Genomic DNA, 19920 nt, shown 5'->3' on the forward strand with positions numbered 1-19920 from the left:
TTCAAGTTGGGCGACTTTTTAAGTCGCCTAATTTTTTTTTCAAAAATTTCTTTCTAAAATCACCGCACTTTTCCCTTATTCCTGCATTGTAAAATTGATCTGAATTGCCTTTTAATTCAATTCTTGGTCTAAAATTTAAAAAATATCTAGTTTTATTCCTCAAAAAAGGTATTATTTTTGCAGTTTTTTATTTTTGAGGTACTTATGCTTTATTTAGAATTTTTATTCTTATTATTAATGCTTTATATGGGAAGCCGTTACGGCGGTATCGGTTTAGGTGTCGTGTCTGGTATCGGTCTTGCTATCGAAGTTTTCGTATTCCGTATGCCAGTGGGGAAAGCACCGATTGATGTAATGCTCATCATTCTTGCGGTGGTGACTTGTGCATCCGTACTTGAAGCTGCAGGCGGTTTGAAATTTATGTTACAAATTGCCGAACGTATTCTCCGTAAAAACCCAAAACGTGTAACTTTGCTAGGCCCATTAGTCGTGTATTTATTAACGTTTATGCTTGGTACAGGTCACTCTGTTTACACAATTATGCCAATCATCGGTGATGTTGCATTGAAAAACAAAATCCGTCCAGAGCGCCCAATGGCAGCGTCTTCGGTGGCATCTCAATTAGCTATCACATCTAGCCCACTCTCTGCAGCTGTTGTCTTCTATCTAGGTAAAATTACTGCAATGCCTGGTTTTGAGCATATTAGTTTGTTAGATATTATTTGTGTGACTGTTCCAGCAACCTTAGCGGGTACGATAGCGCTTTCTTTATATAGTATGCGTCGTGGTAAAGAGTTAGAACAAGATCCTGAATATCAACGTCGTTTACAAGATCCAGTATGGCGTGAACGTATTTTAAATACAACAAGCACAACATTGAATGAAGCCCTTCCACAAGGCGCTAAAAAATCAGTTTATTTGTTCTTATTAGCATTGGTGGTGATTGTCGCAATTGCGATGATTCCTGAAATTCGTACTATCGGTAGCGGAAAAGCAATTTCTATGTCGCTAATCATCCAAATGATGATGCTTTGCTTTGGCGGTGTGATTTTACTTGCAACGAAAACGAATCCTCAAATCGTGCCAAATGGCGTGGTATTTAAGTCGGGTATGGTGGCAGCGATTGCGATTTATGGTATTGCTTGGATGAGCGATACTTACTTCCAATATGCAATGCCAGAATTTAAAGCCGCGATTACTGATATGGTTCAAACTTATCCTTGGACATTCGCGTTAGCATTATTTGCAGTTTCTGTCGTAATTAACAGCCAAGCTGCGACTGCAGTCATGTTATTACCTGTTGGTATTGGTTTAGGTATTCCTGCGCCAATCTTGGTTGGTTTAATGCCTGCAACTTATGCGTATTTCTTCATCCCAAATTATCCGTCAGACATTGCCACTGTAAACTTTGACGTAACAGGTACAACAAAAATTGGTAAATATTATTTTAACCACAGTTTCATGGTGCCAGGTTTAATTGGGGTTATTGTTGCTTGCTTGGTCGGTGTTTCTGTGGCGGAATTAGTGATTCGATAATTTACACACAAACTAAATCCTTTTAATATAAAAGCACCTTTGAATGGTGCTTTTATTTTTATGACAACCTACATCGCCTACGGCAATATAAATCAACCTTTTTCTTTGGAATCCTTACCCGATGAACTGATTCCAGAAAATCTATATCAAATTGAAACGGATAGCTCCCGTGTATTTCAGCGTCATCAGTGCCGTCGGCTTGCTCATTTATTACTTTTTCAACTTTTAAAAATATCAGGAAAATCTACCGCACTTTTATCTCAAATTCATCGTACTGAAAGTGGCAGACCTTATTTTCTTGATGAGCGAATAGATTTTAATATTAGCCATTCTGGTGATTGGGTGGCGGTAATATTAGATATTAGAAATGAAGAAAAAAGTGCGGTTGGAATTGATATTGAATTTCCTAAAATAAGAAATTTTACGGCGTTGATGGAACATATTGCACCAAAAGAAGAAATTGATTGGTTTCATCATCAGCAGAATTCTTTGAAGGCTTTTTATCGTTGTTGGTGTTTGCGAGAAGCTGTATTGAAATCTCAAGGATTTGGGATCGTAAAATTATCCAATGTTCGTCATTTTCCTGAACAACAAAAAATTTTTTCAGATTATTGCCCGCAGGGGAAATTGTGGTTTACTGACGAACTCCCTGTTTATTTAGCCGCTTTTGTCAATCATCAAGAAAAATTACCGCACTTTTATGAGTGGAGTGGCGAGCGATTGCAACTTAAAATACTACAAGAATTCAGTTTTTATCATGTGAACTAGAGTGACTATTATTATATTTAAAACCTCACCGTAACGAGCTGTAAAAATAGTGACTAAGCGCAAGAAATCAGTAAACAAATTAGTCTCATTAAAAAAGGGATTGATGATGCTTACGGCATAGGTAGTGAAAAAAGCATGGCGATTCGAGCGGTGACGGCGGCATTACAAGCGGCAGCACAAAACGATACCGCAGGCAGTCTTCTTATCAAATTCTCAGATCATGAGATGCTTGAAATGGGGCAAAAGGCTGTAGCTAAAGGATATGTTAGTAGTGTTAAAGCAAGTAATGATTATTTAAAAAATTATCAAGATTCCCAGCAAATTAATGGGATAAAATTTCGTTATTATATTGATAAAGATACTAAAGGAGTAACAAATGTACACCCAGAATAGTATTCCCTTATATACAGCTAAAGGAGAAGATTCTCGTAGCCCTTCAAATTTTTTTTATGGTGGAACAGGTAGCTTAGATGAACCTGAGTCTAGTATAAAAACCTACTTTAATATTGTTTATCATGAGGGTGATTTTTTAAAAGCTATCTATTCTGTTTTAGTAGAAAAGGATGGATTCTGTGAGGAGGGAGCAGATTGCTATTACCCTGATATGAATAGTCCTTTTCCAGAAGATCACTTTGAAGGGGTAAGGTTTGAGATTGGAGGCCTATGTGATCCTAGATATCAGGTTCATGTATCTGAAGAAATCTGTTTTATGTATTTTAAAAAAGCATGTGAACGTTTTTTGGAATTACATCCTGAAAAAGAATATGTAGCGTTTATTTATGATATTTTAAACAACTGGGAACCATCAAAGATGAAATAAAAGTCAAAATTTATGTCTGTTTTTATATGTAAGTTAATAATATAAGAGTGCTAGAAAAAATAATGAATATATATAAATTTTTTGAAAATTTTGTTTATCCTAGGGTGATTGAAAAATTCGGAGTTGTTCAAGTTGATTTTGAGAAAGAGGGAGATTTTGGTTATTTAACTAGATTTGACTTATATTCAAATAAAAAAACAGCAACTATTGAGCTCTGGAGTAGTCATTGGGTAGGATTGGAAATATATAAATTAGAAAATAGGGATATAGATATTATATATAACAAAATGATTTCTCCTGAGGAAGTATCAGAAAAAGATTTTTTTGAATTTATGGAGATTTTATTTAATGATGATTAGTGAAAATCTGTTTTTATAGCTTGGATATATCAAGCGCGGCTAATTTTTAAAGAGTTTTTGAACCTCTCAAAAATTGACCGCACTTTTTGTATTTTTAGAGCTGTTTATCTTTAAGCAAATCTTATAATTCCACATCCAACTTCGCGTAAGCACACCCGATTTTCTACGGAAATATCACGAGAGAGCAAGACACCTAAGCTGTGATGAGAATTAACATCGCTTTTTCTGAAAATGTACGTATTGCTATTAAAGGCAATCTTAATTTAAAAATCTGTTAAGGCAGTAACTGCTACGATAGCAAACAGTAAAAGCTATCCAACGCTAACGGAAAAAATCTCCGCGCCTAAGGGGCATAACTTAAAAGTGAGGCGAAATTAATGGTTATCTCCTCTTGCATTTTCATAGACGCGCCCCATTTATTTAGCTAAACTCTTAACAATTTTTTGACAAATGGAGAATGAAATGTCACAGAACGGTTCAGATCGCGATCCTTGGAGCAAACCAGGGCAAAGCAACGACCAACAGCCGGGAAATTCATCCAATAATAATGGATGGAATAACAATCAAAATCGTGGGAATCAAGAACAATCTCCGCCAGATATTGAGGAGATTTTTAATAACCTTCTTAGAAAATTAGGTGGTGGAAATAAAAAGAGCGGTCAAAACAATGGTAGTTCTCAAAACAGTACGCCATTTAATTTTGGAAAAGTGGTGCCGCTTGCTGTTGCCATTGGTGCGATTATTTGGGGCGTAAGTGGTTTCTACACCATTAAAGAGGCTGAGCGTGGTGTGGTGCTTCGTTTTGGTGAATTACATTCTATTGTTCAACCGGGTTTGAACTGGAAACCAACATTTGTAGATAAAGTATTGCCGGTGAATGTAGAGCAAGTTAAAGAGCTTCGTACGCAAGGTTCAATGCTTACTAAAGATGAAAATATGGTTCGTGTGGAAATGACCGTGCAATATCGCGTACAAGATCCTGCTAAATATCGTTTTAGCGTGACGAATGCTGATGACAGTTTAGGTCAAGCGACTGACAGTGCATTGCGTTATGTGATCGGCCATATGTCAATGAATGATATTTTAACAACAGGTCGTGCGGTTGTTCGTGAAGATACGTGGAAAGCATTAAATGACATTATCAAATCCTATGATATGGGACTTGAGGTTATTGATGTGAACTTCCAATCTGCGCGCCCACCTGAAGAAGTAAAAGATGCCTTTGATGATGCGATTAAAGCGCAGGAAGATGAACAGCGTTTCATTCGTGAAGCGGAAGCCTATGCCCGAGAGAAAGAGCCGATTGCGCGTGGTGATGCACAACGTATTATTGAAGAAGCGACAGCTTATAAAGATCGTATCGTGTTAGATGCACGAGGCGAAGTGGAACGTTTGCAGCGTTTGTTGCCTGAATTTAAAGCTGCGCCAGATTTACTGCGTGAGCGTTTATATATTCAAACCATGGAAAAAGTCATGGCAAATACCCCAAAAGTGATGCTTGATGGCAATAATGGTAACAATTTAACTGTGTTACCCTTAGAACAAATTATGGGTAAAAAAGTATCAGCTAAAGCGCCAGTCGTAACAGAAAGAGCGGTAGAATCTGCACCTGTTTTATCACAGCCAGAGCGTATTAATCATTCTTCAAGCCAACTACCAAGCACTGTTGAGCCGATTCGCCAAGGGAGATTTAACTAATGCGTAAATTTTTATTACCAGCTATTTTCGTGATTGCAGCAGTGTTGTATTCCAGTGTCGTGGTCGTGACGGAAGGTACTCGCGGTATTATGTTGCGATTCAACAAAGTACAACGTGATGCAGATAATAAGGTGGTTGTCTATGAACCAGGCTTGCATTTTAAAGTGCCTTTGATTGATAGCATTAAAGTTTTAGATGCACGTATTCGTACTTTAGATGGTTCAGCAACACGTTTTGTTACTGTTGAGAAAAAAGACTTGCTAGTAGATTCTTATGTGAAATGGAAGATTAGTGATTTTGGTCGATTCTACACATCTACTGGTGGTGGAGATTATACTCAAGCTTCAAGCTTGTTAAGCCGTAAAGTAAATGACCGTTTGCGTTCTGAAATTGGTACAAGAACCATTAAAGATATCGTTTCTGGTACGCGTGGTGAATTAATGGAAGGGGCTAAAAAAGCTTTAAATTCAGGGCAAGATAGTACGGCAGAATTGGGTATTGAAGTGATTGATGTGCGTGTAAAACAAATCAATTTACCGGACGAAGTCTCTTCTTCAATTTATCAACGTATGCGTGCAGAACGTGATGCAGTCGCGCGTGAACACCGTTCTCAAGGTAAAGAAAAAGCAGCATTTATCCAAGCTGACGTAGATCGTAAAGTGACGTTGATTCTTGCTAATGCAAATAAAACTGCACAAGAATTACGAGGCTCAGGTGATGCAGCAGCGGCAAAATTATATTCAGATGCTTTTGCACAAGAGCCTCAATTCTTTACTTTTGTACGTAGCTTAAAAGCCTATGAAGCGAGTTTTGCAAGCTCTGACAATATGATGATTTTAAAACCAGATAGTGATTTCTTCCGCTTTATGCAGGCACCGAAGAAATAGATTTAGAATTGATAAAAACACCTTCTTTGTGAAGGTGTTTTTTTATAGCCAGCGTCTTACTTTTTGTTTGTAATGACGGTATTCATCGCCAAATTTACTTTCCAAATAGGCTTCTTCTCGGGCTATTTGAAAGCGATTCATAACTAGTATAAAGACAATTACGCCTAACCAAGCCAAACTATTACCTAACCAAAGAGACCAAGCAATTAACATTAACAGCAAACTTAAATACATTGGATTACGGCTAAATCGAAATATGCCTGTAGAAACTAATTGTGTTGTGTGTTTAAAGTCATGAGGATTGATAGTCGTTTTGCGTATAAAAAACTGAAGCACACTGCCCCCTGCAATCAAAAATGAAAGAGTAATGACAAAGACAATAACTGCAAAATGGACAGAATAACTAGCTACTTTTGGCAAAAAATACATTGAAGAGCCAATTAATAAACAGAGTAGTGGTGGTGGAATAAATAACATTATTAAATCTCATTAATAAAAATGCCGCCTATTGATAGACGGCATGTAAAGTGCGGTCAAAATTTATTTTAATTTTGCTTTAATCGCTTCTGCTACAAGTTCAGCTTCAGGACCTAAAATGACTTGTAATCCATCATTACCTAATTTTACATTACCTTTTGAACCAAGTGCTTTAAGTTGATCTTCATTAATATTGTGATGATCAACTAAAGTTAAGCGTAAACGAGTGATGCAAGCATCCACAGTTTTGAAGTTTTCTGAACCACCTAAAGCCGCGATAAATTTTACCGCTCTTTCTTCGCGAGATTGGTTGCTTTGTGTTGGGGCTGCAGCTGTTTCTGCTTTATCTTCACGTCCTAGTGTTTTGAGATTAAAGGCATTAATTGCAAAACGGAACACAAAATAATAGATAGCAAAAAATACAATACCTTGTACAAGTAACATATACCAGCTAACGGCAAGTGGGTTACGGCTAGAAAGTACCATATCCACTAAACCAGCACTAAAGCCGAAGCCTGCAATCCAGTGCATTGTGGCTGCAATGAATACAGAGATACCTGTTAATAATGCATGCAATACATAAAGCACAGGCGCAACGAACATGAATGAGAATTCAAGTGGTTCGGTGATCCCTGTAAAGAAAGAGGCTAACGCACCCGCAAGCATAATGGAGGCCACTTGTACTTTTTGATTTGGTTTTGCACAGTGATAAATCGCAAGAGCAGCACCTGGTAAACCAAACATCATCACTGGGAAGAAACCAGCTTGATACATACCAGTTAACCCCACAGTTGCAGTGCCTTCGGCAATAGATTTAGCGCCGCCCAAGAAGTTTGGAATATCGTTGATACCCGCTACATCAAACCAGAATACGGAGTTTAAGGCATGGTGTAAGCCAATAGGAATTAATAAGCGGTTGAAGAAACCGTAGATGCCTGCACCTACCGCACCTAAATCTTTGATCGATTCACCAAATGAAACGAGCGCGTTAAAAATATGAGGCCAAATATAGAGTAAGGCAAATGATACAGCGATCATCACGAAAGAAACCAAAATTGGGACGAGGCGTTTTCCGCTAAAGAACGAAAGTGCTTTTGGTAATTCAACTTGATAGAACCGGTTGTAAAGTTCAGCTGAAATCACACCAATTAAAATCCCGATAAATTGGTTATTAATTTTTTTGAATGCGGCAGGCACTTCACTAATATCAATGTGTTGTAATTGTGCTACACCAGCAGGGGAAAGCAGGGTGGTTACTACGTAGAAACCCACAAGACCTGAAAGTGCGGCGGAGCCGTGTTTGTCTTTTGCTAGACCAAAAGCAACACCCACAGCAAAGAGTAACCCCATGTTGTCAATAATTGCTGCACCAGATTTAATTAATAATGCCGCTAATTGACTGTTTGCACCCCAACCATCTGGGTCGATCCAATAGCCAATACCCATTAATAATGCTGCAGCAGGTAAGGCTGCCACAGGCACCATTAAGGCTTGACCGATTTTTTGTGCGTAACTAAGTACACTCATATAATCTCCTTAATTTTTATATTTTGATGAAATCAAAAGGCTTGAGCCCATTCTTTGCCTCAAGCCTTATACATTATTCTATGCCAAATTATTCAACGGTCAATTTTTTACCATCGTAGCTAATGGCTTTAACGCTGGTTAACGCTTTACCACCGTCAGTTTCACCACCGATGAGCAATACTTTATTGTTGTAAGACACAGAGAAACCATAGCCAATATTCATTGGTAATTCACCAACGATACTCCATTTACCATTATTTAAAGTATAAACTTCGTTATGCCATGTTTTGGTTAAACCTTTATGCGCATGAAGTTTGCCTTCCTTGAATTGTTTAATTGAACCAGGGAAGTTAGCTCCACCCGTAACTAAATAATGGCCATGGCTGTAGCCTGCGAGAGCACCAGCTAAACCATCTTGTGATTTACCTTTTGGTGCAGGTAAGTCAGGTAAGTTTTTCCATTGCACACCTTTAGCTGTGAATTTACCTTGATGAGTTTCTGCGGTACGAAGACCTGGTTTCACTTCACCATTAACAACCACTAAGTCATTACCTTGGATGGTGAATGCCGCACCAGCACGACCAGAGAATGGAATACGACCTTCATTGCGCCATTTATTGGTTGATGGTTCATAGCTCAATAATTCTGTTGTGAAGAAATAATCTTCTGGACGTTGATCAAAATAAGCTGCTGCGATTTCATCTTTTTTCGCTTTATCTTCACCTGCTGCCACGGTGTCTTGGAAGAAACCATTAAATATAGAGAGGTTAGAACCACCTAAAATATAAACTTTATCACCGTGAGATGCGCTGCTTGAACCGACTAATCCACGCGGAGAGCGAGTAGAAAGTTTCACCCAAGTATTATCAGCTGGGTTGTAGCTGTAAGCATCATTAACAAGTTGAAGTTCGCCTTTTTCATTTTTTTGCAAACCACCGAATACATAAAGTTTTCCATCTACGGCTGCTGCAACAGGTTGATTACGTTCACCACCAGGGAATGCGGCAATTTCTTTCCATTGTGCAGCAGGATCTTTTAAGTCTAAAGAATAGAATTTATTGCCACCCGAACCTAAGCCTACATATACGGTATCACCGATGAGTGCGCCAGTTCCGCTTTTGATGCCTACTGGTAAATCTGGATAGGCTTGTGCGCTAGCTGAAAATGCAACAGTTGCAAAAAGTGCGGCGCATAATGCTGTTTTTGTCAATGTCATAATAAACCTCATTTATTAAGTTATGTTTATGGTTTGCTATTCATAAAACCGCATTGAATAGGATTGATTTTATAAAAAAAGTGCGGTTATAAAAGCTTTGCTTTTTTTAACCGCACTTTAGTGTTAAGACATCAATAGATTTGGTACAAAAGTAATGATTTGTGGGAAAATCGTAATTAATACTAATGTTAAGAATATCGGTATTAAGAACGGCAATACACCTTTCGTTACAGTGGATACTGACATATTACCCACACGCGCCACCACAAAGAGAGCCATTCCCATTGGCGGTGTTAAGATACCGATCATCATATTCAAAGTAGTCATTACACCGAAGAATACTAAGTCGATATTAAATTGCATTGCGATTGGAATTAACATTGGTAACACTAAGAATTGCAATGCTAATGCATCAATGAACATACCTAAGAAGAGCAAGAGAGCATTGATCATGACTAATACCATAAGTGGAGAATCAGCTACGGCAACGAATACATCTGCTATACGCATTGCAACTTGTTCACGTGCGATCATATCTCCGAAGAAGGTCACAGTCATAATCATTAATGCAACCACACCCGTAATCGCCATTGCTTCAACGCAGCTATTAAAGAGCATTTTCATGGTTAATTCTTTATAAACGAATTTACCTATGATTACGGAATAAGTCGCAGCAACAACGGCAGATTCTGTTGGACTAAATAAGCCAGAGAAGATACCGCCGATAATGAGTAATGGAGTTAAGATTGCCCAGAATGCTTTTTTGAATGATGTGCAAAGTTCTTCACGAGTTACTTTTGGTGTTCTTGGATAACCACGTTTTTTGGATACGTAGTAGTTCATGATCATCAAAGCAATCGTTACAAGTACGCCAGGTACAAAACCTGCAACGAAGAGTTTCGCAATGGATTCGTTGGCGATTACACCGTAAATAATCATGGCGATACTTGGTGGAACTAATGGGCCGATGATACAAGATGCCGCAGTGATACCACCACAAATATCATCATCATAACCTGCATCGCGCATAGCCTTGATTTCTAACTGACCTAAGCCACCCGCATCAGCAAGTGCAGAACCAGACATACCTGAGAACAATAAACTTGCGCCAATATTTACATGACCCATACCACCAGTGTAGTGACCGAGTAAGGCTTTCGCGAAATTAAAGATACGTTCTGTGATACCGCCAGTATTCATTAAAATACCAGTTAGGATATAAAACGGCACAGCAAGTAATGAGAAACTATCTAAACTCATGGTCAGTTTTTCAGCTGCTGCGTTTACCACGTTCCATCTGGTCATTGAGAAATAGAGTAATGTGGTGATGAATAATGACCAACCTACCGGCACACCAAGGAACATAATAACTAGCCAGAATATTAGGGCAACGTATACAGAGTTAGAACCAAATTTCACATATTCTGTAATGCGTAATACTTTGTACCACTCTGGGAACGTAAATAAAATGCCTAATAAAATGACCGCACTTACAATGAAGAATGTCGCTGGTAAATAGCTTTTATCTTCTTTAAAATTATCTGCTTGTGCTTGGAAGAAGCGCACTAACATTAGGATAGAAATGAACGGTAGAGAAGCATAAATCCATTTCTCTGAAATTCCACCTAACGCATCAATAGGGAAATCAGCACCAAGGAATGTTTTAATACCAAAATGGATAAAGAAAATAATGCCAAGGAAAATGACAAACTGTACAAAAGAGTTTGTTACTTTTTTGATAGAAGCAGGCATTAAATTGGTTAAGAAGTCGATGTAAACGTGTTCTTGTTTGCGGATAGCCACGCTAATACCGAGCATACCTACATATACAAACAATAGTTTAGCGAGTTCTTCACTCCAAATTAACGGCGAGTGGAAAGCTTGGCGGAATAGGATTTGAGCAACAAGAATACCGAAGATCACAAGGAATAGCGCGCCGCCAATCCATTCTTCAAGTTTGTTAAAAAATTTCATACTTCACTCCGGAGATTGTGGAGAACGAAAATGAGTGCGCCAACCAAATTGCTGGCGCACGTGATAGAGATTATTTAAGAGCTTGGATTTCTTTTAATGCTTTTTCACCTTTCTCACCAGTTTGTTTTACAAACTCAGTGTAGAATGGTTTCATCGCATCTTTGAATGGAGTTAAATCTGGGTGAGTCACTTTAACACCTTGTTTTTCAAAGAATGTTACTAAATCTTTTTCGCCATCTACGAATAATTTAGTGTGGTATTTTGCTGCATTTTCAGCGGCGTCTTTAACTACTTTTTGAAGATCTTCTGGTAATTCTTTATAAGTTTCGTTACTTACTAAATAAAGTTGGTCATTCAAAATGTGGTTAGTCATCGCCAAGAATTTTTGTACTTCATAGAATTTTTGTGCTTGTACGGTCGCTAATGGGTTTTCTTGACCATCTACAGAGTTAGTTTGAAGTGCAAGATATACTTCAGAGAATGCCATAGGTGTTGGAGATGCGCCTACATATTTTGCGTACGCTAAGTTAGTTGCAGCGTTTGGTACACGAAGTTTTAAGCCTTTCATATCAGCAATACTATTGATCGCTCTATTTGAAGTTGTTTGGCGAGTACCGTTGTAAGCTTGTGATAATAAGGTTAAGCCTAATTCTTTATTCATTTTTTGAACTAAATCTTTACCAAATGCAGTTTCTTTTAATGCTTTTTGTGCAACATTGTAGTCGGTGATGACATAGGGTAATGCGAACACTGCTGCTTCAGGATAGAATAATTGGAAACGAGCTGATTCAGCAAAAGTGAAGTCAAGAGAACCGTCTTTTAATTGTTTTAACATTGCACGGTCATCACCAAGTTGTGAACTTGGATAAAGTGAAACTTCAATTTTACCATGTGATTTTTCTTTTACTTCTTTTGCAAACATTTCTGCTGCTTTGTACTCATTAGATGAAGTACCCGCATTCATACCAAATTTTAAGTCATAATCTGCGGCAAAAACGGCTGAAGAAACGCCTAATGTGATAGCAGTTGCAAGGAAAAGTTTAGTAAATTTCATAATGTTCGCTCCTGTGTGAACCTATGTTGATATAAGCCATAATTGGCTTGGATTGAAAGTGAATGCTTGATGTTTTAGACATCAAAAAAACTACTCGGGCGCTATTCTAAAGTAAAAAAATACTTTTTGAACTGCTCTTTGAAGTTTTATTTCAAAATTGAGAGGTAGATCACATTTACAAAAAAATACTTCAAAAAATCTTTTAAAATGGAGTTATGTTTTTATATAATGCAGAGCAATGACGAAAATGCGGGCTCAGTTATATTTTTGAGGATGATTGAGTCTAAATAATGCTAACGCCTAGATGGCTTGTAATAAAGCATTTAAGCATTATCGGCCTCAATATATTTAGGAGTGATATTATGTCGAAATTATCTCATCAAGATGTGCTTTCTCAAATTCAATATGGTCTCATTGCTTCTTGCCAACCTGTTGATGATGGTCCAATGGATAAACCAGAAATTGTTTCTGCCATGGCTCAAGCTTCTGTTGCTGGTGGCGCATCAGGTTTACGTATTGAAGGTGTAGATAACCTTAAAGCGACACGTCCTTTTGTAAACATTCCAATTATCGGTATTGTAAAACGCGACTTATCTGATAGTCCGATTCGTATTACGCCATTTCTGCAAGATATTGAAGATCTTGCCAATGCTGGGGCAGATATTATTGCGGTAGATGGCACTAGCCGTCCTCGCCCAGTTGATATTGAAAGTGCGGTGAAAAAAATTCATGAAATGGGCTGCTTGGCAATGGCAGATTGCTCTAATTTAGAAGAAGGCTTGTATTGTCAAAAACTGGGTTTTGATATTGTGGGTAGCACAATGTCTGGTTATACGGGTGGTCCAGTTCCCGAAGAACCTGATTATCAATTAGTGAAAGATTTAAAAGCAGCGGGCTGTTTTGTGATGGCAGAAGGTCGCTATAACACCCCTGAATTGGCAAAAGTTGCCATTGAAATTGGCGCAGATTGCGTCACTGTTGGTTCAGCATTAACTCGCCTTGAGCATATCGTGAGTTGGTTTGCTAATTCTGTGAAATCTGCAAGATAGTCGTAAGACGTGTGAGAAAATACTTCATACTATAAGGATAAGTTATGCGTTGTTTAGCTCTAGACATTGGCGGTACAAAAATCGCGGCGGCTATCGTAAAAAATGGCGAAGTTGAACAACGCCAACAAATTCATACGCCGCGTGAAAATGTGGTAGAAGGAATGCATCAAGCATTAGAACAACTTCTTACTCATTATGCGGGGCAATTTGATTATGTGGCGGTGGCTTCAACCGGTATTATAAATGACGGTGTTTTAACCGCACTTAATCCTAAGAATTTAGGTGGTTTGAATCAATTTCCACTAAAAGAAAGTATAGCTAAACACACGGATAAACCAATTGGCTTATTAAATGATGCACAAGCTGCAACTTATGCGGAATACCAACTCCAAGATTCAGAAAAAGTATCAAACTTTGTTTTTATTACTGTTTCTACTGGCGTGGGTGGTGGTGTCATATTAAACCAACAATTACAAACTGGTCCAAAGGGAATCGCAGGACATATCGGGCATACATTAGCGGATCCAAATGGTCCAATGTGCGGTTGTGGTCGTCGTGGTTGTGTAGAAGCAGTTGCTGCAGGGCGTGCAATTGAAGCGGTGTCTTCCCAATGGGACGATCCTTGTGAGCCAAGAGAAGTTTTTGAACGTTTTAGAAAAAATGATGAAAAAGCTACCGCACTTATAGAACGTTCAGCCAAAGCCATTGCCAATTTAGTGGCGGATTTAGTGATTGGATTGGATGTTCAAAAAGCTGTTGTAGGTGGTAGTGTCGGGTTGGCTGAAGGTTATTTACCATTAGTCAAACGTTTCTTACAGGATATGCCTGCTGTATATAGCTGTGACATTGAATCTGCTAAATTTGGTCAAGATGCAGGATTAGTCGGCGCAGCTTATTGGGTGAAAGATGTTCTGCTTGATAAACCAAAAGGAACAATTTATGGCTAAATCCGGAAATGTGTTAAACACCATTAGTTCGCTTTACCACAGCCTAACCAAATCAGAGAAAAAAATTGCTGATACGATTTTACGTTCGCCCGATTTGGTGTCCCAATGTCCCCTTTCAGAAATTGCTAAACATTTGGAAGTTGGAGAAGCTACGCTCGTCCGTTTTTGTCGAACCATTGGTTTTAAAGGTTTCAGCGATTTTAAATTAGAACTTTCCATTGAGCTTGCCACGAAAGATAACAATGATGAAACTGTGCTCGAAACAGAAATTATGCCGAGCGATGATTCTTTAACGATTGCACAAAAGTTGCAAGCGGCAGTTTCTAATGTAATGGAAGAAACGGTTAATTTATTAGATTTGAAACAGCTTGAGCAAGTGGTTAAAGCCATTAAAAAAGCACGTCGTATCTTTTTATTCGGCGTGGGATCATCTGGCGTGACAGCTGAAGATGCGAAAAATAAATTGATGCGTATCGGTTTCCAAGTGGATGCAACAGGCAATAATCATTTTATGTATATGCAGGCGGCATTACTTACGTCTTCTGATGTGGCAATTGGTTTAAGTCATTCAGGATATTCCGCCGAAACAGCGCATACACTCAAAATTGCTAAACAAAATGGTGCAACGACAGTGGCATTAACTCACAGTTTGCGTTCACCCGTTACAGAATATGCTGATTATGTTTTAGTAAATGGTAATAAACAAGGGAAGCTACAAGGTGACTCTATTGGTACCAAAATTGCACAGCTTTTTGTATTAGATTTAATTTATGCTTTGTTAGTGCAGGGCGAAGAAGAACTTGCAGCTCAGACCAAGCAAAAAACCCTCAATGTGATTCTTGAACAACGTATAAAATAGGAGAAAACTTATGCGTGATTTAAAAGGTATTTTCAGTGCATTATTAGTGTCATTTAATAAAGATGGCACAATTAATGAAAAAGGTTTACGTCAAATTATCCGCCATAATATCGACAAAATGAAGGTTGATGGTTTATATGTGGGTGGTTCAACAGGCGAAAACTTTATGCTTTCAACTGAAGAGAAAAAAGAAATCTTCCGTATTGCAAAAGATGAAGCAAAAGATCAAATCGCGCTAATTGCTCAAGTGGGCAGCGTAAACTTAAAAGAAGCAGTTGAATTAGGTAAATATGCAACAGAATTAGGCTACGATAGCTTATCTGCAGTTACTCCGTTCTACTATAAATTTAGTTTCCCTGAAATCAAACATTATTACGACACCATTATTGCAGAAACGGGCAATAATATGATCGTGTATTCTATTCCGTTCTTAACTGGCGTGAATATAGGAATTGAACAATTTGGTGAACTTTACAAAAACCCGAAAGTATTAGGGGTAAAATTCACAGCAGGTGACTTCTATTTATTAGAACGTTTGAAAAAAGCTTATCCAAACCACTTAATTTGGGCAGGTTTCGATGAAATGATGTTACCTGCGGCCGCACTTGGTGTAGATGGTGCAATCGGTTCAACTTTCAACGTAAACGGCGTTCGTGCTCGTCAAATTTTTGAATTAACCAAAGCGGGTAAATTAGCCGAAGCGTTAGAAATTCAACACGTAACCAACGATTTAATCGAAGGCATTTTAGCGAACGGTTTATATTTAACCATCAAAGAATTGCTTAAATTAGAAGGTGTGGATGCGGGTTATTGCCGTGAGCCAATGACAGCAAAAGCAACAGATGCTCAGCTTGCTAAAGCAAAAGAGTTGAAAGCGAAATTTTTATAATTAATGGAATATCGTGAGAACCTAGGGGAGTGATTTCCCTAGGTTACTCATAATTTATCCCTCTTGGGGTAGCAATTCTCGTTTCCTGCTTCTCAGTTTTTCTATTTCGTAGTGGGGAACCATTATGTTTAACCGTTGGTTTGTTTATCCACGGTATTGAAAATAAAGGAAGTATAGTATGCGTCTTATCCCTCTACACAACGAACAACAGGTGAGTCGTTGGGCTGCACGCCATATTGTTGATCGTATCAATCATTTTAATCCTACGGCTGAACGTCCATTCGTTCTAGGTTTACCAACTGGTGGGACACCATTAAAAACTTACCAAGAATTAATCGCACTTTGTAAAGCGGGAGAGGTGAGTTTTAAGCATGTGGTAACATTTAATATGGACGAATATGTGGGGTTACCAGAGGAACATCCTGAAAGTTATCATAGTTTTATGTATAACAATTTCTTCAATCATATCGATATTCAGCCAGAAAATATCAATATTCTTAACGGTAACACGGATGATCATGATGCGGAATGTCGCCGTTATGAAGAAAAAATTAAATCTTACGGAAAAATTAATTTATTTATGGGCGGAGTAGGTAATGATGGTCATATTGCCTTTAATGAACCAGCCTCATCATTAAGTTCTCGCACTCGTATTAAAACGTTAACTCAAGACACGCTGATCGCAAATTCACGTTTCTTTGATAATGATGTGAATAAAGTGCCTAAATATGCTTTGACTATTGGTGTAGGAACATTATTAGATGCAGAAGAAGTGATGATCCTTGCAACTGGCCATCATAAGGCGCTTGCAGTTCAAGCTGCCGTAGAAGGTGGTGTGAACCATATGTGGACAGTGAGTGCACTTCAATTACATCGTCATTTTGTGTTAGTTTGTGATGAGCCTGCACAACAAGAATTGAAAGTAAAAACGGTTAAATATTTTACTGAATTAGAACAACGCGCCATTCATAGCGTGTTATAAGATCCTGCCGCTCAAAAGAGCGGTAATTTTTCTGATTATTTTATTTAAGGACAAAAAATGAGATATGCATTAACGAATTGTGTGATTTACACAAAATATGACGTTTTACGTGATTTTGCTGTAATTATTAACGGTGAAATTATTGAAGCGGTAGTTCCACAAGCTGAATTAGAAACAGGCATCAAAACCATTGATTTACAAGGTAATAATTTAACCGCTGGTTTTATTGATCTTCAATTAAATGGCTGTGGCGGCGTGATGTTTAACGATCAAACTAGCGTTGAAACCTTGGAAATTATGCAGGAAACTAACTTGAAATCAGGTTGTACAAGTTTCCTTCCAACTTTTATCACTGCACCAGATGAAAACATAAAAAGTGCGGTGAAAATTATGCGTGAATATTTAAACAAGCATAAAAACCAAGCACTTGGTTTACATATTGAAGGGCCGTTTATCAGTGTTGAGAAAAAAGGTGTACACCGTCCCGAATATATTCGTGAAATTACGCCTGAAATGAAAGATTTTCTCTGTGAAAATGGTGATGTCATTACAAAAATTACCATTGCCGCAGAAAACCCAACCATTAACTATACGCCTGATTTTGTGAAAGCGGGCATCATTGTCTCTGTAGGCCATTCTAATGCGACTTATGAAGTCGCTAAAGCCGCATTCCACAAAGGCGCAACTTTTGCGACCCACTTGCATAATGCAATGTCGCCAATTAGTTCTGGGCGTGCAATGGGCGTAGTAGGTGCGGTACTCGATTCAGATGTTTACACTGGTATTATCGTGGATGGTGTGCATATCAATTACGGCAATGTTCGCATTGATAAAAAAATCAAAGGTGACAAACTTTGTATTGTGACTGACTCTCTTGCAGCAGCAGGCGCCCCACCTGAATTGGAAACATTTACCTTCGTAGGAAAAACTATTTATATCCGAGATGGTCGCTGTTTTGATGCGAACGGTACGATCGCTGGCGCATCAATTACCATGATCGAATCTATTAAGAATGCAGTGGAGTTTGTAGAAATTCCGCTTGCTGAAGCAATTCGAATGAGTAACCTTTATCCTGCACGAGCAATTGGTGTGGATGATCGTTTAGGTTCGGTAGAAAAAGGAAAAATCGCAAATTTAGCCGTGTTTACACCAGATTATAAAGTGACAGCAACTGTGCTCAATGGTGAATGGAAACCTAATTGATTTAAAGTGCGGTAAATTTTTCTGATCTTTTATAGCCCAACCAATCGGTTGGGTTATTTTTTGCTTTACTACTTTAATAAGAATAATTTTCATCTATAATATAAAAACCAAGTTAATTACTAGGAGATAGATATGGCAAAAGATGAAGTAGGGCATAATTTTCTTGCACGTTTAGGTAAAACTCGTTTGCGTCCAGGCGGTAAAAAAGCAACAGATTGGTTAATTGCCAATGGTGATTTTAGCCAAGATAAAAAAGTGTTAGAGGTTGCCTGTAATATGGGAACGACAGCCATTGGATTGGCGAAGCAATTTGGTTGCCATATTGAAGGTGTTGATTTAGACGACCATGCGTTAGAAAAAGCACAAGCAAATATCGAAGCAAATGGCTTGCAAGAAAAAATTCATGTGCAGCGTGCGAATGCGATGAAGTTGCCTTTCGAGGACGAAAGTTTTGATATTGTCATCAATGAAGCGATGCTCACGATGTTACCCGTGGAAGCTAAGAAAAAGGCCATTGCAGAATATTTTCGAGTGTTAAAACCCAATGGCTTATTGCTTACTCACGATGTTATGCTGGTGGGGAATGATCATCAAACGATTCTAGAAAATATGCGCAAAGCGATTAACGTGACGGTCACGCCATTAACGAAAGATGGCTGGAAAGGCATATTCCAAGAAAGTGGCTTTAGAAATGTTGATACTTTCTCTGGTGAGATGACCTTACTTTCACCAAAAGGAATGATTTATGATGAGGGAATTCTTGGGACATTAAAAATCATTCGTAATGCGATGAAAGCGGAAAATCGTGAGCAATTTAAAAGAATGTTCAAAACCTTTAATGATCCTGAACATAAATTACATTTTATTGCTGTATGTAGCCAAAAATAATATAAAAACGAACCGCTCTTTTATGTGCGGTTCGCTTTTTCTTACGATAATTTTTTCACTAGGGTTGTTTAGATTTATTTTGAATAATCTCTTGCACCGAAAATTGCAGTACCAATACGTACCATAGTAGAGCCGCATTTTACTGCGCTCGGCATATCATCCGTCATTCCCATAGAAAGTGTATCAATTTGTTGATTGGGTAAGGCTTGTTTAAGTTGTTCAAATAGGTCTGACATTTTTTTGAACACAGCTTCTTGTTTTGCGATTTTATCGGTCGGCGCGGGTATTGCCATTAAGCCACGTAAGCGTAAGTGCGGTAAATTTTCGATGTGTTTTGCCAGTGTTAACATTTCCTCAGGTTGAATACCTGATTTACTTTCTTCATCGCTGATATTAATCTGAATCAAGACATTTAACGGTGCTTTGTTAGTCGGTCGTTGTTCATTTAAACGCTCTGCAATTTTTGCTCGATCAAGCGTTTGCATCCAATCAAAATGTTCTGACACGAGACGGGTTTTATTCGATTGTAATGGACCAATAAAATGCCATTCAAGGTTAATACCTTGCGATTCAAAATATTGGATCTTTTCTACACCTTCTTGCACATAATTTTCCCCAAAGGCTATTTGTCCAGCTTGATAAGCCGAAAGAATAGCGGAAATAGGTTTGGTCTTAGATACGGCAAGTAATTTTACGGTATTTTGATTGCGTTTAGCTTCGTTGCAAGCCGTTTCAATTTTTTGATGAATTAGGTTGAGATTATGTTGGATATCCATAGGTTCTCCTT

At 38.2% G+C, this 19920-nt stretch carries 20 protein-coding genes; 14 read left to right on the top strand and 6 right to left on the bottom strand.

Translation table 11 applies throughout. The annotated features are described in order from the left end of the window. The first annotated feature begins 204 nt into the window (after nt 1-204). The 7 genes from HMPREF9096_RS04920 (at nt 205) to hflC (ending at nt 6068) form a co-directional block, all read left to right on the top strand. Nucleotides 205-1536 (top strand): anaerobic C4-dicarboxylate transporter, encoded by a 1332-nt coding sequence (locus HMPREF9096_RS04920; protein ID WP_032803373.1) that lies wholly within the window; start codon nt 205-207, stop codon nt 1534-1536. Between the two features lie 60 nt (nt 1537-1596). After that, the gene (locus HMPREF9096_RS04915) at nt 1597-2304 is read left to right on the top strand and encodes a 4'-phosphopantetheinyl transferase superfamily protein (RefSeq protein WP_009500363.1); all 708 of its coding nucleotides are present in this window, start codon (nt 1597-1599) and stop codon (nt 2302-2304) included. A gap of 135 nt (nt 2305-2439) precedes the next feature. Then, the gene (locus HMPREF9096_RS04910) at nt 2440-2697 is read left to right on the top strand and encodes a hypothetical protein (RefSeq protein WP_009500364.1); all 258 of its coding nucleotides are present in this window, start codon (nt 2440-2442) and stop codon (nt 2695-2697) included. Beyond that, nucleotides 2681-3124 carry a ribonuclease toxin immunity protein CdiI gene (gene cdiI, locus HMPREF9096_RS04905; RefSeq protein ID WP_009500365.1) on the top strand — a complete coding sequence of 148 codons (444 nt, stop codon included), beginning with the start codon at nt 2681-2683 and terminating at the stop codon, nt 3122-3124. Before HMPREF9096_RS04910 ends, cdiI begins: the two co-directional genes overlap by 17 nt. Nucleotides 3125-3186: 62 nt before the next feature. Continuing rightward, a complete protein-coding gene (locus HMPREF9096_RS04900) occupies nt 3187-3483 on the top strand; it encodes a hypothetical protein (RefSeq protein WP_032803375.1) in 297 nt (98 codons plus the stop codon). 462 nt (nt 3484-3945) lie between these two features. After that, nucleotides 3946-5181 carry an FtsH protease activity modulator HflK gene (hflK, locus tag HMPREF9096_RS04895; RefSeq protein WP_032803377.1) on the top strand — a complete coding sequence of 412 codons (1236 nt, stop codon included), beginning with the start codon at nt 3946-3948 and terminating at the stop codon, nt 5179-5181. After that, nucleotides 5181-6068, top strand: coding sequence for a protease modulator HflC (gene hflC / locus HMPREF9096_RS04890; RefSeq protein ID WP_009500368.1), 888 nt, complete (start codon nt 5181-5183; stop codon nt 6066-6068). The genes hflK and hflC overlap by 1 nt, the downstream gene beginning before the upstream one ends. 42 nt (nt 6069-6110) lie before the next feature. Here the strand turns inward: hflC and HMPREF9096_RS04885 are convergent, their stop codons facing one another. The 5 genes from HMPREF9096_RS04885 to HMPREF9096_RS04865 form a co-directional block, all read right to left on the bottom strand. Next, nucleotides 6111-6545 carry an isoprenylcysteine carboxylmethyltransferase family protein gene (locus HMPREF9096_RS04885; RefSeq protein WP_032803378.1) on the bottom strand — a complete coding sequence of 145 codons (435 nt, stop codon included), beginning with the start codon at nt 6543-6545 and terminating at the stop codon, nt 6111-6113. Between the two features lie 63 nt (nt 6546-6608). Next, nucleotides 6609-8072, bottom strand: a complete 1464-nt coding sequence (gene nagE / locus HMPREF9096_RS04880) for an N-acetylglucosamine-specific PTS transporter subunit IIBC (RefSeq protein ID WP_009500370.1) — start codon at nt 8070-8072, stop codon at nt 6609-6611. Between the two features lie 88 nt (nt 8073-8160). Next, nucleotides 8161-9288, bottom strand: coding sequence for an N-acetylneuraminate epimerase (locus tag HMPREF9096_RS04875; protein WP_032803379.1), 1128 nt, complete (start codon nt 9286-9288; stop codon nt 8161-8163). A 123-nt stretch (nt 9289-9411) separates the two neighbouring features. After that, nucleotides 9412-11262, bottom strand: coding sequence for a TRAP transporter large permease subunit (locus HMPREF9096_RS04870; RefSeq protein ID WP_009500372.1), 1851 nt, complete (start codon nt 11260-11262; stop codon nt 9412-9414). Nucleotides 11263-11332: 70 nt separating this feature from the next. Beyond that, entirely contained in the window at nt 11333-12319 is a 987-nt protein-coding gene (locus HMPREF9096_RS04865; protein ID WP_083817188.1) for a sialic acid TRAP transporter substrate-binding protein SiaP, read from the bottom strand. A 359-nt stretch (nt 12320-12678) separates the two neighbouring features. Between HMPREF9096_RS04865 and HMPREF9096_RS04860 the strand changes: the two genes are divergently transcribed. From HMPREF9096_RS04860 to HMPREF9096_RS04830, 7 genes are all read left to right on the top strand, one after another. Continuing rightward, complete coding sequence (locus HMPREF9096_RS04860) at nt 12679-13365, top strand: putative N-acetylmannosamine-6-phosphate 2-epimerase (RefSeq protein WP_032803381.1); 687 nt, start codon at nt 12679-12681, stop codon at nt 13363-13365. A 44-nt stretch (nt 13366-13409) separates the two neighbouring features. Next, nucleotides 13410-14312, top strand: a complete 903-nt coding sequence (locus HMPREF9096_RS04855; RefSeq protein WP_009500375.1) for an N-acetylmannosamine kinase — start codon at nt 13410-13412, stop codon at nt 14310-14312. Then, the gene (locus HMPREF9096_RS04850) at nt 14305-15171 is read left to right on the top strand and encodes a MurR/RpiR family transcriptional regulator (protein WP_005625613.1); all 867 of its coding nucleotides are present in this window, start codon (nt 14305-14307) and stop codon (nt 15169-15171) included. Before HMPREF9096_RS04855 ends, HMPREF9096_RS04850 begins: the two co-directional genes overlap by 8 nt. A gap of 10 nt (nt 15172-15181) precedes the next feature. Beyond that, the gene (nanA, locus tag HMPREF9096_RS04845) at nt 15182-16060 is read left to right on the top strand and encodes an N-acetylneuraminate lyase (RefSeq protein WP_009500376.1); all 879 of its coding nucleotides are present in this window, start codon (nt 15182-15184) and stop codon (nt 16058-16060) included. Nucleotides 16061-16238: 178 nt separating this feature from the next. Then, the gene (nagB, locus tag HMPREF9096_RS04840; protein WP_009500377.1) at nt 16239-17042 is read left to right on the top strand and encodes a glucosamine-6-phosphate deaminase; all 804 of its coding nucleotides are present in this window, start codon (nt 16239-16241) and stop codon (nt 17040-17042) included. A 57-nt stretch (nt 17043-17099) separates the two neighbouring features. Then, nucleotides 17100-18245 carry an N-acetylglucosamine-6-phosphate deacetylase gene (gene nagA, locus HMPREF9096_RS04835; RefSeq protein WP_009500378.1) on the top strand — a complete coding sequence of 382 codons (1146 nt, stop codon included), beginning with the start codon at nt 17100-17102 and terminating at the stop codon, nt 18243-18245. Between the two features lie 132 nt (nt 18246-18377). Next, nucleotides 18378-19133 carry a class I SAM-dependent methyltransferase gene (locus tag HMPREF9096_RS04830; protein WP_009500379.1) on the top strand — a complete coding sequence of 252 codons (756 nt, stop codon included), beginning with the start codon at nt 18378-18380 and terminating at the stop codon, nt 19131-19133. A 74-nt stretch (nt 19134-19207) separates the two neighbouring features. Here the strand turns inward: HMPREF9096_RS04830 and HMPREF9096_RS04825 are convergent, their stop codons facing one another. Continuing rightward, nucleotides 19208-19909: a YggS family pyridoxal phosphate-dependent enzyme gene (locus tag HMPREF9096_RS04825; RefSeq protein ID WP_009500380.1), complete on the bottom strand. Its 702-nt coding sequence runs from the start codon at nt 19907-19909 to the stop codon at nt 19208-19210. Nucleotides 19910-19920: the final 11 nt, after the last annotated feature.

It is taken from the genome of Haemophilus sp. oral taxon 851 str. F0397 (genome assembly GCF_000242295.1).
In the GTDB taxonomy this organism is placed as follows: domain Bacteria; phylum Pseudomonadota; class Gammaproteobacteria; order Enterobacterales; family Pasteurellaceae; genus Haemophilus.

Coding starts and splice junctions, on each gene's coding strand:
- HMPREF9096_RS04850 (WP_005625613.1), top strand. CDS start 14,305: ATGGCTAAATCCGGAAATGTGTTAAACACCATTAGTTCGCTTTACCAC.
- cdiI (WP_009500365.1), top strand. CDS start 2,681: ATGTACACCCAGAATAGTATTCCCTTATATACAGCTAAAGGAGAAGAT.
- nanA (WP_009500376.1), top strand. CDS start 15,182: ATGCGTGATTTAAAAGGTATTTTCAGTGCATTATTAGTGTCATTTAAT.
- nagA (WP_009500378.1), top strand. CDS start 17,100: ATGAGATATGCATTAACGAATTGTGTGATTTACACAAAATATGACGTT.
- HMPREF9096_RS04830 (WP_009500379.1), top strand. CDS start 18,378: ATGGCAAAAGATGAAGTAGGGCATAATTTTCTTGCACGTTTAGGTAAA.
- hflC (WP_009500368.1), top strand. CDS start 5,181: ATGCGTAAATTTTTATTACCAGCTATTTTCGTGATTGCAGCAGTGTTG.
- nagB (WP_009500377.1), top strand. CDS start 16,239: ATGCGTCTTATCCCTCTACACAACGAACAACAGGTGAGTCGTTGGGCT.
- HMPREF9096_RS04885 (WP_032803378.1), bottom strand. CDS start 6,545: ATGTTATTTATTCCACCACCACTACTCTGTTTATTAATTGGCTCTTCA.
- HMPREF9096_RS04855 (WP_009500375.1), top strand. CDS start 13,410: ATGCGTTGTTTAGCTCTAGACATTGGCGGTACAAAAATCGCGGCGGCT.
- HMPREF9096_RS04860 (WP_032803381.1), top strand. CDS start 12,679: ATGTCGAAATTATCTCATCAAGATGTGCTTTCTCAAATTCAATATGGT.
- HMPREF9096_RS04915 (WP_009500363.1), top strand. CDS start 1,597: ATGACAACCTACATCGCCTACGGCAATATAAATCAACCTTTTTCTTTG.
- HMPREF9096_RS04870 (WP_009500372.1), bottom strand. CDS start 11,262: ATGAAATTTTTTAACAAACTTGAAGAATGGATTGGCGGCGCGCTATTC.
- HMPREF9096_RS04910 (WP_009500364.1), top strand. CDS start 2,440: ATGGCGATTCGAGCGGTGACGGCGGCATTACAAGCGGCAGCACAAAAC.
- HMPREF9096_RS04900 (WP_032803375.1), top strand. CDS start 3,187: ATGAATATATATAAATTTTTTGAAAATTTTGTTTATCCTAGGGTGATT.
- HMPREF9096_RS04825 (WP_009500380.1), bottom strand. CDS start 19,909: ATGGATATCCAACATAATCTCAACCTAATTCATCAAAAAATTGAAACG.
- nagE (WP_009500370.1), bottom strand. CDS start 8,072: ATGAGTGTACTTAGTTACGCACAAAAAATCGGTCAAGCCTTAATGGTG.
- HMPREF9096_RS04875 (WP_032803379.1), bottom strand. CDS start 9,288: ATGACATTGACAAAAACAGCATTATGCGCCGCACTTTTTGCAACTGTT.
- hflK (WP_032803377.1), top strand. CDS start 3,946: ATGTCACAGAACGGTTCAGATCGCGATCCTTGGAGCAAACCAGGGCAA.
- HMPREF9096_RS04920 (WP_032803373.1), top strand. CDS start 205: ATGCTTTATTTAGAATTTTTATTCTTATTATTAATGCTTTATATGGGA.